Genomic DNA, 12,437 nt, shown 5'->3' with positions numbered 1-12,437 from the left:
AGCGTCCGAGGAGACCCGCCCTATGCCAGAGGCCCGACGATCGACAATCGATGCCGGAGAAGTGGAACGCTTTTCCGCGCTTGCCGCCGAATGGTGGAACCCGAACGGCAAATTCCGTCCGCTGCACAAATTCAACCCGGTCCGGCTTGCCTATATCCGGGACCAGGTGGCGGCGCGCTTCGGCCGCGATCCGCGGGCGGCGCGGCCGTTCGAAGGCCTGCGTTTCCTCGATATCGGCTGCGGCGGTGGGTTGTTGTGCGAGCCGATGGCAAGGCTTGGCGCCGAAGTGGTCGGCGCCGACGCCTCGGCAACCAACATCGAGGTGGCGAAGCTGCACGCGGCCGAAGGCGGCGTGACGGTGGATTATCGCGCTACGACCGCTGAGGATTTGGCCGATTCCGGCGAGAAATTCGACGTCGTCCTCAACATGGAAGTCGTCGAGCATGTTGCCGATGTCGACCTGTTCATCGGTAAGTGCGGCGAGATGGTCAAGCCCGGCGGCATCATGTTCGTGGCCACCATCAACCGCACGCTGAAGGCACTGGGCCTGGCCATCATCGGCGCCGAATATGTGCTGCGCTGGCTGCCGCGCGGCACCCACCAGTTCGGCAAGCTGGTGCGGCCCGAAGAGCTTGAAAAGGCGCTTGGCAGCGCCGCCATGACCATCATCGACCGCACCGGCGTGACCTACAATCCTCTCGCCGACCGCTGGGCACGCTCCAAGGACATGGACGTCAACTATATGGTGCTGGCGGAAAAACGATCGGTCTGAACGAAAGGGGGCGGCCGTGGACACTATGAGGGCCCGAGAGCTGGCGCTCGATCTTCCCGAAACGGTCGAGCAATCGCATTTCGGCAAGGCTGACTTCCGCGTCCGCAACCGTATCTTCGTCTCTCTGCCCGAAGCCGACCGTGCTGTCGTCAAGCTCGACCGCGACCAGCAAGAGATGATGGCCGCGGCTGAGCCATCGGTTTTCAGGCCCGTGACAGGCGGCTGGGGCCAAAAGGGATGGACGTCGATCATGCTCGAAGCCTGCGACGAACAGACATTCCGCAGCGCCGTTCGGACGGCCTGGCGAAACGTCGTCCCGCCGGCGCTACGGAAGCGCCTCGACGCGAGCCAAATTTAAGCTTGAGCAGTTCGAGCAAAGTGTGAAGCGGTTTTCCCGGGAAAAGCGCATAGCGCTTTGCCTAGGGAATTGCGTAAACCAAAGACCCTATGCCTTCTGGCTCTGCGCCTTGGTGGTGATGATCACGCCGATGGTGATGATCACCGCGCCGGCCCAGGTCAGCAACTGGTAGTGCTCGCCGAGGAAGATGGTTCCGGCAAACAGGCCGACGGCCGCCGCCACATAGCCGATCTGGCTGAGATACACCGGACCGCCCACGGCCTGCAGCCGGAAGAAGAAGGCAAACATCGCCGAGGCCGAAGCGACTTGCGCCACGACAACCAGCGGCACGGCCCTGAGCGGGGCGAAAGCGCCGACGCCGAACAGCGCGAGAATGCCGATCAGCAGCAGCGTCGCCGAGGCCAGGTGGCTGCCGACGGCCAGTTCGATCGGACCGGTGCCTTCGGGCCAGTCGACGGTGCGATAGATATTGCCGGCGGCAAGGCTGACCGGGATCAAAAGTCCGACCAGCACCCAGTAGACATCGGCCGGCTGGCCGGCCTCGCCGCGCGTCACTGCCACCATGACGGCGCCGATGAAGCCGACGGCGATACCGATACTGCCGAGCGTATTTGGCCGTCGAACGCCGAGCAGGATCGAAAACACCAGTGTGATGACCGGCGACAGCGTGAACATGATGCCGGTATAGCCGGCGCCGAGATGCGGGATAGCCGAAAACATCAGCAGATTGGGCACGGCGTAGGACACGGCGGCGGTGATGAAGAAATAGCGCAGTCTGTGCGAGGTGAGCCGCATGCGCTCGCCGTTCGCGAGCAACGCGCACAGCAGCACGCCCCCGGCGCCGAACGAGATGACGAAGGCCCAGACCATGGCCGGAACGCCGGCAGCCGTCGCCAGCTTGCCGAACGGCAAGGTCAGGCCGAGCAGGCCGCCGGTGACGACCAGCAGGCCAAGCGCCGATTCCCAGAGAAATTTCATCGGATGGTCCCGTCACTCACTTGCGGCACTGGGTCGAAACTGTATCTTGAGGTAGCATACCACAAAGATTCTTAACGTCAAGATACTTAGCGGTGAGACAAATGGATCGCGCGGCAAAGGCGGTGGAGCAATGGAAGCGGGAACGGCCGGACCTGGAGGTGTCGCCAATGCTGGTGCTTGGGCGGCTGAACGAAGCCTCGTCGCTAATCGCCCGCGAGCGCCTCGCCCCGCTGTTTGCCCGTTTCGGACTGCAGGCCGGCGAATTCGATGTGCTGGCGACGCTGCGCCGCTCCGGCCAGCCCTACGCGCTGACACCGACCGCTCTATACGAGGCGACGATGGTGACCTCTGGGGCCATGACCAACCGGCTCGACCGGCTTGAGAAGGCCGGACTGATCCTGCGCGGCCCGCACCCCAACGACCGGCGTGGCATTGTCGTGCAACTGACCGAAAAAGGTCTGGCCTTGATCGACGAAGCCCTGACCGCCCACGTCGCCAACGAGCATGAAATCCTCGCCGGGCTCACCGGCACGGAGCGGGGGGCACTGGCTCAGTTGCTTGGCAAATTGATCGATAGCGCCAGCTGATCGCTCAATTGCGCTCCTCGGGAAAACTCGGGATCGGCATGAAATCGATGCCATCCTCGGCCAAGCTCTTGGCTTCGTCCAACGTCGCCTCGCCATAGATGCCGCGCGCATCGCTCTCGCCGAAATGGATCTTGCGCGCTTCCTCGGCAAACTTGTCGCCGACATAGTCGGCATTCTCGCGCACCTTCTCGGCCATCGCCTTCAGTTGCGCCAAAGCCTGCTTCTGGGTTTCGCCCATGGCCAGCGCAATTGTTTCCTGCTTCCGCGCGGTGGAGACGGCTGGCGCCATCAGCGCCTTTTGCACCTTGTGCGAGCCGCAGCTCGGGCAATCGACGAAGCCGCGCTTCTTCTGCGTGTCGAAATCGTCATTGCTGCGAAACCAGCCCTCGAATTCGTGCTCGTGCTCGCAGATCAGGGCAAAGCGGATCACGAAGCCGCGCCCCTGAGCCGCGGCGCTTCCACTGCGCCGGCATTGACGGCAAAATCACGCGCGTTCTTGAGATTGGGGATTTTCTTACGCGCGGCCGACGACTGCGCCGTGTCGATCTCGGCGATGATCACCTCCGGATCGTCATGGTCGGCCTCGGCGATGATGCGACCCCATGGGTCGACGATCAGCGAATGGCCATAGGTTTCGCGGCCATCCTCATGCAGGCCACCTTGTGCTGCAGCAACCACATAGGCGCCGTTCTCGATGGCACGGGCTCGCAGCAGCACATGCCAGTGCGCTTCGCCGGTCTGGCGAGTGAAGGCGGCAGGCACCGACAAGAGGTCGGCGCCGGCCATCGCCTCGGCGCGGAACAGCTGTGGAAAGCGTAGATCGTAGCAGACGGCAAAGCCCAGCCTGGCGCCGTCGATCTCGGTGACGACCGCTTCGGTGCCCGGCTCATAGGCGGCGGATTCGCGCCAGCTTTCGCCATTGTCGAGATCGACGTCGAACATGTGGATCTTGTCGTAGGTGGCGAGCGTCGCGCCGTCCGGCCCAAACAGCAGCGCCCGGTTGGCGAGCTTGCCGTCGGCGCGCAGGATGGCGGTAGAGCCAATATGCAAGAAGACGCCGAGTTCGCTGGCGAGCTTGCGCGCGGTCGCCACGACGATGTCCTTGTCTTCCGAGGTGAAGGAAGCAGCCCTGGCTTCCTTGTCGCGGATCAGCGCACCGGTCATTTCCGGGGTCTGGATGTAGGTTGCACCGAGGCCTGCGGCCTCGCGCACCAGCCGTTCGAGATCGATCGCGTTGCGCTCAGGGCTCTCGCCCGAACGCATCTGGATCGCCGCCGCCTTGAAAACACCCATCGTCACGTCCTCTTTGAGCAATTCCAGGAAAAGTGTGTAACGGTTTTCCGTCCGGAATTGCGTAAAAACAAAGACATAGAGCGGCGCTACGAACCGCTCTTTGTCGTCGAGCCGTTGGCAAGCAGCCTATCCAGCTGCCCCCGTGCCTCCAATTCGTGGAGGTCGTCGGAGCCGCCGACATGCGTGTCGCCGATGAAAATCTGCGGAAAGGTCGAGCGGCCATGCGCCCGCGAAATCATTTCCTGGCGCAATTCCGGCGAAAACGAAGCGTCATGCTCGGTGTAGGCGACGCCCTTGCGGTCGAGCAACCGCTTGGCCGCCGCGCAATAGCCGCACATCATACGGGTGTAAATCGTCACATCGAGCATCGGTCCTTGCCTTTCCTTGACCTTATATAGTCGCGGACTCGTCGGCCCGAAAGTCCCCCGGCAGGACACGCGCAAAGGTCAGCACATCGACCGCTCCGGCGCCGCCCTTCTTCAGCGCCTTGGCGACCGAGCGCACGGTAGCGCCGGTGGTGTAGACATCGTCGACCAGAAGCACGCGGCGCCCAGTGATCTCGATTTCGGCTTCCGCAGGCACACGGAAGGCGGCGCGCACATTGTCCTCTCGCTCCTGCCGCTCCAGCCCGACCTGCTGGCGCGTGAGCTTGACGCGCCGGACCGCCGAGGGCGAGAAAGGCAGCCCGCTAAGCTGCGCAACCGCCCTTGCCAACTCCGCCGACTGGTTGAACTGCCGTCGAAAGAAGCGCCGCCAGTGCAGCGGCACCGGCACGACGACATCGGCGTCTGCAACTAGCTCGGCCCCGGCGCGCAGCATCCAGCGCGCCATCCATGGCGCCAGATCGGTGCGGTCCTGGTATTTCAGCCCTTGCACCATCTGGCGGGCGACACCGGAATAGGCCACGGCCGCCCGCGCCCGCTCGAACGGCGGCGGATCGGCGATCGCCTCGGCCGACAGGAACCCCTCGCCCATATCGTGGGTGAATGGCGTGCCCATCACCGCGCACCATGGCCGCTCCAGCAGCCTCAGCTTCGGCCAGCAGGCACCGCACAAAACGCCGGGTTGCGAGACGTGCCTGCGACAGCCGGCACAGACCGGCGGGAACAGCATCCGCGCCGGCCAGTCCAACATGGCCAGTTTCAACATGATTTGAGCGAGGCTCTTGATCTCCATCACCGGATCGGCCACGTGGTTTTGTCGTCCGCGCCAGGATATCACTAGACAGACGAACAGGGATGTCTACCGTTGCAGCCGATCATCGATACTGAACTTTGGCTGGTGCGCAAGCGCAGGGCGCTGGCCCACCCCGTAGCCGGCGCGGATTTTCTGATGCGGCGGGCGGCGGAAGACCTTGCCGACCGGCTCGGCGCGGTCGAGCGGAAATTCGGCAAGGCCGCGGTGCTGTTTTGCCAGACGCCGGACGCAACGGACGTGGTCGCTGCAAGCGGCAAGGCAGCGGAGATCGTGCGCGTCGAGGCAGATCCAGCGTTTCTGGACGGCCGGCCAGGGCTGATAGCACCGCTGGAAACAGTGCCGTTCCAGCCGGAAAGCCTCGACCTCGTCGTTTCACTTCTGTCGTTGCAGGCGATGAACGACATTCCCGGCATGCTGGTGCAGATCCGCCGCGCTCTGCGGCCCGACGGGCTTTTCCTCGGCGCCTTTGCCGGCGCCGGCACGCTTTCCGAATTGCGCGAAAGCCTGCTCGCCGCCGAGACCGAACTCTATGGCGGCGCCAGCCCGCGTGTCATCCCCTTCACCGATGTTCGCGACGCCGGCGCACTGCTGCAGCGCGCCGGACTGGCGCTGCCGGTGGCCGACGTCGAAACGGTGACCGTCCGCTACGATACCCTCTTCGACCTCATTGCCGATCTCAGGGCGATGGGCGAAACCAGCGCGCTGACCGATCGCAGCCGGCGACCGGGAGCGCGAAAGCATTTTACCCGTGCCGCCGAAATCTATGCCGAACGCTTTTCGGACGCTGATGGCCGCATCAGGGCAAGCTTTTCCATCGTCTGGATGTCGGGCTGGGCGCCCGATGCCTCGCAGCAAAAGCCCTTGAAACCGGGTTCGGCGAAGGTCTCGCTGAAGACGATACTGGAAAACCCCGGCGGGCGGTGACGGCGCTCCGGATCAGTGCTCGGCGAAGGCGTTTGCGAGCCTGCTGTTGTTGTCGCTGAACAGAAACTGGATCGCATTGCTGGCCTTGCCGACACCCCCGACGATGGCAAGCGACAGCACCGCAACGATCAGGCCATATTCAATGGCCGTGGCGCCTGTTTCGTCCTGCAAAAATCGGCGCAGCAATGGCTTCATGATCGTCGATCCCTCTCATCCCCGACCATATCGCCGACCTGTTAAGAAAGGTTAACGGCACAAGCTTAACAGGCTGTGAAATGGGCCTGCGTTGAGGAAGTTCTCAAGCTGGTGTCGACCTTGTTGGTCAGCAGTCGCCGCTGCGTTGGCCGTCGGCGCGGATGATGCAGACTGAGCTCGGTGAGGGCTGCAGCACGCTTCTGCGCAGCGTATAGGTGGCCCGCGAGCCGATCGAACCCGTGCTCATCGGGTCGAGACCGCCTGCAAGAGCATCGCGGCTGGATGATCGCGTCTGGTTGTCCAGCACGGGGACCGCGATCAGCGCCAGCGCCACTGCGGCAGAGCCGAACAACAGCGTGACGCGCAATAAGCCGACGCCGGCGGCGCGAAAGCTGCGATCTGGCCGGATCGAGTCCCATTCCCTGTCGAGGCTCATGCAATCGCTCCCCGCGAACCCGCTTTGCCGCAATTTTTCACGACGAGATAAATCTTCCATTAACGCTGGCTAGATCAGACCGCGAAATGGCTTTGTATCACAACAGGTCGATGAGGAACTGGATCAGCGGCGCGTCGGCCGGCGGCATGGGATAGTCGCGCATCTGCTTTGGCCGCACCCATTTCAACGCCTGCCCTTCCCTGGGCTGCGCGATGCCGCGGAAGCGGCGGCAGACGAACAGGGGCATCAGGAGATGGAAATCATCATAGGAATGGCTGGCGAAGGTGAGCGGCGCCAGGCAAGGAATGTCAGTCTCGATGCCGATTTCTTCCTGCAGTTCGCGGATCAGGCATTGTTCCGGCGTCTCGCCTGGCTCTACCTTGCCGCCGGGAAATTCCCACAGGCCGGCAAGCTGTTTGCCCTCGGGCCGCTGCGCCAGAAGCACCCGCCCATCGGTATCGACCAGCGCGCACGCGGCGACCAGCAGCAGGCGTTTGCCGGTGATCTCGCTCATGCGCCCGGCGGCCGGCGATAGTGGTAGCGATAGACTTCGTCGAAGCCCAGCGAGCGATAGAGCGCCAGCGCCGGCGCATTGCCGGCCTCGACCTGCAGCCAGGCTTCGCGAGCGCCACGCAGCCTCGCCCACTTAAGCGCCGACAGGATCAGGTTGCGGCCATGGCCCTGATTGCGCGCCGACTTGGCGGTGGCGATCTCGAACAGGCCGGCAAGATCGCCGTCATGGACGCAGATCAGCACCGCCAGAGGGTCGGCCCCTTCCTCCAGCGCAAACAGCCCGACTTCGGGTTGGATGGCGCCGATGATTTCCGAAAGACCGGGCCGCAGCGATGCATCCGAGCCGCTAACCTTGAGCGACGCGCCGAGAAAGCGGCTGATATCCTTCAGCGGAATCTGGTCCATGGCCGGCGCCAGTTGCGCGTCCGCCAGCGGCAGCCGCATCACCAGGGATTCGTCGAATGTGCTCCAGCCCTCATTGTCGAGATGCTTGGCTAGGTCCGGCCCCGACAGCGGCGAGATGCGGAAGGTCAGCGGCCTGCCATAGGCGTCGAAGCGCCGGCTGGCGCGGCCGATGCGCTCGGCAATGTGCTGGGTGTCGCCGGGATCGAGCGGGTTGACCGAGTTCAGCCGCTTGGCCGGATGGCCGGCTGTCAGCCGCACCACCCAGGTGCCGTCATAATGCACGGCCGCCGCCGGCCAGGCGCGAAACCCCGCAGCCTCGTAGCGGCGCACGATGGCGAGCATGCTTGCCGGATGCCTGGAAGCCAACTCCATCAGCTCCGGTAATCGCCATTGATGGCGACATATTCCTTGGTGAGGTCGCAGGTCCACACCGTCGCCTTGCCGCGGCCGATACCGATATCGGCGCGGATGCGAATGTCGTCGCGCTTCATATAGGCCGAGGTCGCTTCCTCGGAGTAGCCCGGGTCGCGTTCGCCCTCATGCGCCAGACGGTTGTCGCCGAACCAGATCGACAGCCGGTCGCGATCGGCCGGCTCGCCGGCCTTGCCGACGGCCATGACGACGCGGCCCCAATTGGCGTCCTCGCCGGCAACCGCCGTCTTGACCAGCGGCGAATTGGCGATGGACAGCGCGATGCGCTTGGCCGAGCGCGCCGATTTGGCGCCGGTAACGGTGACTTCGACCTGCTTGCGGGCGCCCTCGCCGTCGCGCACCACTTGCAGCGCCAGCGATTTGAGCACCTTGCCCAGCGCCCGGCGGAACGCGCCGAGACGCGCATCCTTGGGATCGCTGATGGCGGGCGCGCCGCGCTCGGCAGCGGCTCCGGTGGCGAACAACAGCAGCGTGTCGCTGGTCGAGGTGTCGCTGTCGACGGTGACGGCGTTGAAGGTCTTGGCCGTGCCGCGCGACAACAAGTCCTGCAGCACGGGGGCGGCGATCGGCGCATCGGTGGCGATGAAGGACAGCATAGTCGCCATATCGGGCGCGATCATGCCGGCGCCCTTGGAGATGCCATTGATGATGACGTCGGTGTCGCCGAGCTTGACCGTCGCTGTCGCCACTTTCGGATAGGTGTCGGTGGTCATGATGGCCTTTGCGGCCTCGGTCCACAGATCCGGCTTGCCGTCCTTGACCAGTCCGGCGAGCAAATGGCTGAATTTGGTGGTGTCGAGCGGCTCGCCGATTACCCCGGTAGAAGCGAGGAACACTTCGCCTGGCGTGCAGCCTGCGGCCTTGGCCGCGGCCTCGCCGGTCAGTTCGGTGGAGGCGCGGCCCTTCTTGCCGGTGAAGGCGTTGGCGTTGCCGGAATTGACGACCAGCACCCGCGCCTTGCCGGCGCCAAGGTTCTCGCGGCAGAAGTCGACCGGCGCCGAGGGGCATTTCGACTTCGTGAACACGCCGGCAACCGCTGTGCCGGCATCGAAGACCATGGCCAAGAGGTCGGTACGGTTCTTGTACTTGATCCCGGCCTCTGCGGTGGCGATGCGCACGCCCTCAATGGCAGGCATTTTGGGATATTTCTTCGGCGCGAGCGGCGAAATCGTTGCGGACATTGGGGACCTCGGGCGACGGAAAAACGCTAGGCGAAGGCCGGTTTGCCCGATAGCACGGCCCGGCGCAAGGGCGTTTTCTTGGCCGCCGCTGTCGGCAAGCCACCAGGGATTAAGCTTGCATTTCAAATCCGTTGGCGTCACCGGGGCCTCTGGCGTTATGATATCGGCCATGGGCAGGCTGGTGATCTTGGCGGTGGCGTGTATGGGGCTTTTGCTCCTGAGCGCCGATGCGCAGCCGGAACGGCGCGTGGCGCTGGTCATCGGCAATGGCACCTATGCCGAAGCCGGCACGCTCACCAATCCGGTCAACGATGCCCTCGATATTGCCGGCAAGCTGCGCTCGATCGGCTTCGACGTCATCGAGGGCAACGATCTCGGCAAGCGCGAACTCGAGCGCAAGATCGGCGAATTTTCCGATGCGCTGGAAGGTGCGGGCGTCGGGCTTTTCTATTACGCCGGCCACGGCCTGCAGGTGGAAGGGCGCAACTACATCGTGCCGGTCGACGCCCAGCTCGACATGCCGGTCAAGCTGCAGCTCGAAGCCGTGCCGATCGACGAAGTCCTCGACATCATGGAGCAGCAGACCAAGGTCAGCCTGGTCTTTCTCGATGCCTGCCGCAACAATCCCTTTGCCCGCAGCCTGAGCCGCACCGCCACCACGCGCTCGGCAACGGCGCTTGCCGGTCTGGCGCAGTTCGATTCGACGCGCGGCTCCTTCATCGCCTTCTCGACGGCGCCAGGCGCTGTCGCCATGGACGGCACCGGACGCAATTCGCCGTTCGCCGCCGCCCTGCTGCGGCACATGGCCGAGCCCGGCCAGAGCATCAACGACATGATGATCGCGGTGCGCCGCGACGTGGTCTCCGAAACCCGCGAGGGACAGCGCCCATGGGAACAGGGTTCGCTGCTCGAACGGTTTGAGTTTGTGCCCGGCGGCGAAACGGTTGCACAGCCGAAGCCCGCCGTCCCCCCGGCGCCCGAAACAAAGGTTGCGGCACTCGAACGGTCTGTAGGCGACGACAAGACCGCAATCGAGAAATTCCTGCGCGACGACTATCTTGCGCCCGATGCCGCGGCGATCGGCGAGACCGTCAAGCGGCTCTATGCGCCTTCCGCTACCATCTTCGGCACGCGCTATGACAGCGACGCTGTCGTCAAGCTCAAGACGGACTGGTTCGCGCAATTTGCATCCTGGTCGTTCAGTCTCGAGCCCGGCAGCCTCGAGGTGACGCCGCAGGGCGAGAACCGCGCCGAAGCCGTGTTCGCGATGAGCTACGACTATATGTCGAAAGACAAATCGGCGGCGCGCATGACCGGCAAGGCACGAGTCACGCTTGGGCTGGTGAAGAGCGACGGCCAGTGGCGTATCGCCTCGGAAACCTCGCAAGCGATGAACTGAAAATCCCCGCGCAGGGCGAATGTGAGGCCTGCTTCTACAAGCGCTGGAAACGGGCCGTTTCGTTTGCCTGCCAGCTCACCTATATTGCCGGCGAGATTGTTGGCCAGGATTGCCGGCGAGATTGTTGGCGAGGACAGACATGGGCGAGGATCCGGCGCGCAGATCGATCGGGGCGCGGCGCAACCCAGACAGCGCCGAGGCCATTCTCGAGGCCGCGGAGGCGGTGCTGGTCGAGGCCGGCTATGCCGGCTTCTCCATAGAGGCCGTGGCGCGGCGGGCGCGCGCCGGCAAACCCACGATCTATCGCTGGTGGCCGAGCAAGGCGGCCTTGCTGTTAGAGGTCTACAAGCGGCAAAAGCGTGTCGACGTCCCCGATACCGGCAGTCTCGAAGACGACCTCGTCGGTTTCCTGAGGAACCTCTTCGCGCATTGGCGCGACACATCCTCGGGCAGCGTATTCCGCTCGCTGATCGCCGAGGCCCAGTCGGACGAAGCGGCGGCCGCGGCCCTGACTGGCTATGCCGATGGGCGCGTGTCCCACACCGCTCGGATCATCGAGCGCGCCAAGGCGCGCGGCGAGGTTGCGGCCGATATCGACGCAGCGCTGGTCGCCGACCTCATCGCTTCCTATGCCTGGAAACACCTTTTGACCAACCGGCTGGACGAAGATGAGGCGACAATCCGTGCCACTGTCCGCTATGTGATGTCAGGCATCTCCCGCAATTGAAAAGGGCGCCGAACGGCGCCCTTTGCATGTTTTTTCGGTGCCGGCCTTACTTGCCGGCTTCCATCGTGTCGACGGCCTTCTTCAGATTGGCGTCGGGGATTTCGACCTTGGCGGCGCCGCGCAACTGCTTGACCAGTGCGAAATACTTGTCGCGGATCACCGCCTGCTTGGCCTGGTCCTTGACGTCGTCGAAGGCCGGCGGCTGTTTGGTGCGCTTGTCCTCGAGCTTGATGACGTGCCAGCCGAATTGCGTCTGCACCGGCTCCTTGGTGTATTTGCCGATTTCGAGCGCAACTGCCGCCTTGTCGAATTCCGGCACCATCTGCCCCGGGCCGAACCAGCCGAGATCGCCGCCATTGGTTTTGCCCGAGGGATCGCTGGTGTGCTCGTTGGCGAGCTTCTGGAAGTCGGCGCCGCCATCGAGCTGCTTGATGATCGCCTCGGCCTCCTCCTTCGTCTTCACGAGGATGTGACGGGCATGAATCTCATTGACCGGCGGCGTGCTGGCGATTTCCTGATCGTAGCGGGCGCGCACCTCGGCATCGGTAACCTTGTCGACGACGCCCTTCTCGACCATCTCGCCATGCAGCGCGCGCTGCTGCAGGAACGCCATGCGGCGCTGGAATTCGGGATCCTTGTCGAGCCCAGTAGCGACCGCCTGGGCGGCCATGACGCGGATTTCGATGGCCGCCGAAAGGGCGGCGGCGCGGCGCTGCTCGGGTGGCAACTGCGAGAACTGCTGCGACAGCTCGCCCTCGGCAAGCCCAAGGTCCGCCTCGGTCAGCTTCTGGCCATTGACGGTAGCGATGACGGCGTTCGGATCGACGGGGGCTGCCGCCGGCGCTGCTGCGGCATCGGCCGGGGCGGGAGCGGCTTCCTGGGCCATCAGCGGAGACAGCGACAGGGCCGACAGGCCGAAAGCCAGGCCAAGGCTGGCGAGCGACGCACGGCGAAACAGTAAGGACATCAAGATTAACTCCAAGGGGGGATTGGTAGGGCTTGCAGATCAGCCGGATTGTGGCGGAATTTGGCGCTGCCCA

The 12,437-nt window shown here is 64.3% G+C and carries 17 protein-coding genes; 6 read left to right on the top strand and 11 right to left on the bottom strand.

Annotated features, from left to right (window positions below; translation table 11 throughout):
• Nucleotides 1-22 precede the first annotated feature (22 nt).
• Nucleotides 23-772: a bifunctional 2-polyprenyl-6-hydroxyphenol methylase/3-demethylubiquinol 3-O-methyltransferase UbiG gene (ubiG, locus tag NKL06_RS20645; protein WP_023672976.1), complete on the top strand. Its 750-nt coding sequence runs from the start codon at nt 23-25 to the stop codon at nt 770-772.
• Nucleotides 773-797: 25 nt separating this feature from the next.
• Nucleotides 798-1,130: an MmcQ/YjbR family DNA-binding protein gene (locus NKL06_RS20640; protein WP_023693995.1), complete on the top strand. Its 333-nt coding sequence runs from the start codon at nt 798-800 to the stop codon at nt 1,128-1,130.
• An 87-nt stretch (nt 1,131-1,217) separates the two neighbouring features.
• Here the strand turns inward: NKL06_RS20640 and NKL06_RS20635 are convergent, their stop codons facing one another.
• Nucleotides 1,218-2,108 carry a DMT family transporter gene (locus tag NKL06_RS20635; RefSeq protein WP_023693996.1) on the bottom strand — a complete coding sequence of 297 codons (891 nt, stop codon included), beginning with the start codon at nt 2,106-2,108 and terminating at the stop codon, nt 1,218-1,220.
• Between the two features lie 101 nt (nt 2,109-2,209).
• Between NKL06_RS20635 and NKL06_RS20630 the strand changes: the two genes are divergently transcribed.
• Entirely contained in the window at nt 2,210-2,695 is a 486-nt protein-coding gene (locus NKL06_RS20630; protein WP_023672979.1) for a MarR family winged helix-turn-helix transcriptional regulator, read from the top strand.
• A gap of 4 nt (nt 2,696-2,699) precedes the next feature.
• Here the strand turns inward: NKL06_RS20630 and NKL06_RS20625 are convergent, their stop codons facing one another.
• From NKL06_RS20625 to NKL06_RS20610, 4 genes are all read right to left on the bottom strand, one after another.
• Nucleotides 2,700-3,125 (bottom strand): DUF1178 family protein, encoded by a 426-nt coding sequence (locus tag NKL06_RS20625; protein WP_023672980.1) that lies wholly within the window; start codon nt 3,123-3,125, stop codon nt 2,700-2,702.
• Nucleotides 3,122-3,988, bottom strand: coding sequence for a carbon-nitrogen hydrolase family protein (locus NKL06_RS20620; RefSeq protein ID WP_023693997.1), 867 nt, complete (start codon nt 3,986-3,988; stop codon nt 3,122-3,124). Before NKL06_RS20620 ends, NKL06_RS20625 begins: the two co-directional genes overlap by 4 nt.
• A gap of 86 nt (nt 3,989-4,074) precedes the next feature.
• Nucleotides 4,075-4,356: a glutaredoxin 3 gene (grxC, locus tag NKL06_RS20615; protein WP_023672982.1), complete on the bottom strand. Its 282-nt coding sequence runs from the start codon at nt 4,354-4,356 to the stop codon at nt 4,075-4,077.
• A gap of 22 nt (nt 4,357-4,378) precedes the next feature.
• Entirely contained in the window at nt 4,379-5,164 is a 786-nt protein-coding gene (locus tag NKL06_RS20610; RefSeq protein WP_196814130.1) for a ComF family protein, read from the bottom strand.
• A 72-nt stretch (nt 5,165-5,236) separates the two neighbouring features.
• On the opposite strand from NKL06_RS20610, the gene NKL06_RS20605 reads away from it, so the two are divergent.
• Nucleotides 5,237-6,109 carry a methyltransferase domain-containing protein gene (locus NKL06_RS20605; RefSeq protein ID WP_023693999.1) on the top strand — a complete coding sequence of 291 codons (873 nt, stop codon included), beginning with the start codon at nt 5,237-5,239 and terminating at the stop codon, nt 6,107-6,109.
• 12 nt (nt 6,110-6,121) lie between these two features.
• On the opposite strand, the gene NKL06_RS20600 is transcribed toward NKL06_RS20605, so the two are convergent.
• The 5 genes from NKL06_RS20600 to argJ all read right to left on the bottom strand — a co-directional run bounded on the left by NKL06_RS20600 (nt 6,122) and on the right by argJ (nt 9,271).
• Nucleotides 6,122-6,304: a Flp family type IVb pilin gene (locus tag NKL06_RS20600; RefSeq protein WP_023672984.1), complete on the bottom strand. Its 183-nt coding sequence runs from the start codon at nt 6,302-6,304 to the stop codon at nt 6,122-6,124.
• 127 nt (nt 6,305-6,431) lie between these two features.
• Nucleotides 6,432-6,740 (bottom strand): hypothetical protein, encoded by a 309-nt coding sequence (locus NKL06_RS20595; RefSeq protein ID WP_023694000.1) that lies wholly within the window; start codon nt 6,738-6,740, stop codon nt 6,432-6,434.
• A gap of 97 nt (nt 6,741-6,837) precedes the next feature.
• Nucleotides 6,838-7,254, bottom strand: coding sequence for an 8-oxo-dGTP diphosphatase MutT (gene mutT, locus NKL06_RS20590; RefSeq protein WP_023685791.1), 417 nt, complete (start codon nt 7,252-7,254; stop codon nt 6,838-6,840).
• Complete coding sequence (locus NKL06_RS20585; RefSeq protein ID WP_023713717.1) at nt 7,251-8,000, bottom strand: GNAT family N-acetyltransferase; 750 nt, start codon at nt 7,998-8,000, stop codon at nt 7,251-7,253. The genes mutT and NKL06_RS20585 overlap by 4 nt, the downstream gene beginning before the upstream one ends.
• Nucleotides 8,001-8,029: 29 nt before the next feature.
• Nucleotides 8,030-9,271 carry a bifunctional glutamate N-acetyltransferase/amino-acid acetyltransferase ArgJ gene (argJ, locus tag NKL06_RS20580; protein ID WP_023694001.1) on the bottom strand — a complete coding sequence of 414 codons (1,242 nt, stop codon included), beginning with the start codon at nt 9,269-9,271 and terminating at the stop codon, nt 8,030-8,032.
• A 169-nt stretch (nt 9,272-9,440) separates the two neighbouring features.
• Between argJ and NKL06_RS20575 the strand changes: the two genes are divergently transcribed.
• Both NKL06_RS20575 and NKL06_RS20570 read left to right on the top strand, forming a co-directional pair.
• Nucleotides 9,441-10,670: a caspase family protein gene (locus tag NKL06_RS20575; protein WP_023694002.1), complete on the top strand. Its 1,230-nt coding sequence runs from the start codon at nt 9,441-9,443 to the stop codon at nt 10,668-10,670.
• 139 nt (nt 10,671-10,809) lie between these two features.
• On the top strand, nt 10,810-11,397 hold the full coding sequence (locus NKL06_RS20570) for a TetR/AcrR family transcriptional regulator (RefSeq protein ID WP_023694003.1): 588 nt from the start codon (nt 10,810-10,812) through the stop codon (nt 11,395-11,397).
• Nucleotides 11,398-11,443: 46 nt separating this feature from the next.
• Here NKL06_RS20570 and NKL06_RS20565 read toward each other — a convergent pair whose 3' ends face one another.
• Nucleotides 11,444-12,364, bottom strand: coding sequence for a peptidylprolyl isomerase (locus tag NKL06_RS20565; protein WP_023686683.1), 921 nt, complete (start codon nt 12,362-12,364; stop codon nt 11,444-11,446).
• Between the last annotated feature and the right edge of the window lie 73 nt (nt 12,365-12,437).

The organism is Mesorhizobium sp. C268A, assembly GCF_040324475.1.
Taxonomy (GTDB): Bacteria; Pseudomonadota; Alphaproteobacteria; order Rhizobiales; family Rhizobiaceae; genus Mesorhizobium.
Note: the sequence above shows the minus strand (reverse complement) of the source record. Positions and strands in the feature narration are given on the sequence as shown.

What these genes read in the sequence shown, in the direction of transcription:
- ubiG (WP_023672976.1), top strand. Translation starts at nt 23, where the DNA reads ATGCCAGAGGCCCGACGATCGACAATCGATGCCGGAGAAGTGGAACGC.
- NKL06_RS20640 (WP_023693995.1), top strand. Translation starts at nt 798, where the DNA reads ATGAGGGCCCGAGAGCTGGCGCTCGATCTTCCCGAAACGGTCGAGCAA.
- NKL06_RS20635 (WP_023693996.1), bottom strand. Translation starts at nt 2,108, where the DNA reads ATGAAATTTCTCTGGGAATCGGCGCTTGGCCTGCTGGTCGTCACCGGC.
- NKL06_RS20630 (WP_023672979.1), top strand. Translation starts at nt 2,210, where the DNA reads ATGGATCGCGCGGCAAAGGCGGTGGAGCAATGGAAGCGGGAACGGCCG.
- NKL06_RS20620 (WP_023693997.1), bottom strand. Translation starts at nt 3,988, where the DNA reads ATGGGTGTTTTCAAGGCGGCGGCGATCCAGATGCGTTCGGGCGAGAGC.
- grxC (WP_023672982.1), bottom strand. Translation starts at nt 4,356, where the DNA reads ATGCTCGATGTGACGATTTACACCCGTATGATGTGCGGCTATTGCGCG.
- NKL06_RS20610 (WP_196814130.1), bottom strand. Translation starts at nt 5,164, where the DNA reads ATGGAGATCAAGAGCCTCGCTCAAATCATGTTGAAACTGGCCATGTTG.
- NKL06_RS20600 (WP_023672984.1), bottom strand. Translation starts at nt 6,304, where the DNA reads ATGAAGCCATTGCTGCGCCGATTTTTGCAGGACGAAACAGGCGCCACG.
- NKL06_RS20595 (WP_023694000.1), bottom strand. Translation starts at nt 6,740, where the DNA reads ATGAGCCTCGACAGGGAATGGGACTCGATCCGGCCAGATCGCAGCTTT.
- mutT (WP_023685791.1), bottom strand. Translation starts at nt 7,254, where the DNA reads ATGAGCGAGATCACCGGCAAACGCCTGCTGCTGGTCGCCGCGTGCGCG.
- NKL06_RS20585 (WP_023713717.1), bottom strand. Translation starts at nt 8,000, where the DNA reads ATGCTCGCCATCGTGCGCCGCTACGAGGCTGCGGGGTTTCGCGCCTGG.
- argJ (WP_023694001.1), bottom strand. Translation starts at nt 9,271, where the DNA reads ATGTCCGCAACGATTTCGCCGCTCGCGCCGAAGAAATATCCCAAAATG.
- NKL06_RS20575 (WP_023694002.1), top strand. Translation starts at nt 9,441, where the DNA reads ATGGGCAGGCTGGTGATCTTGGCGGTGGCGTGTATGGGGCTTTTGCTC.
- NKL06_RS20570 (WP_023694003.1), top strand. Translation starts at nt 10,810, where the DNA reads ATGGGCGAGGATCCGGCGCGCAGATCGATCGGGGCGCGGCGCAACCCA.
- NKL06_RS20565 (WP_023686683.1), bottom strand. Translation starts at nt 12,364, where the DNA reads ATGTCCTTACTGTTTCGCCGTGCGTCGCTCGCCAGCCTTGGCCTGGCT.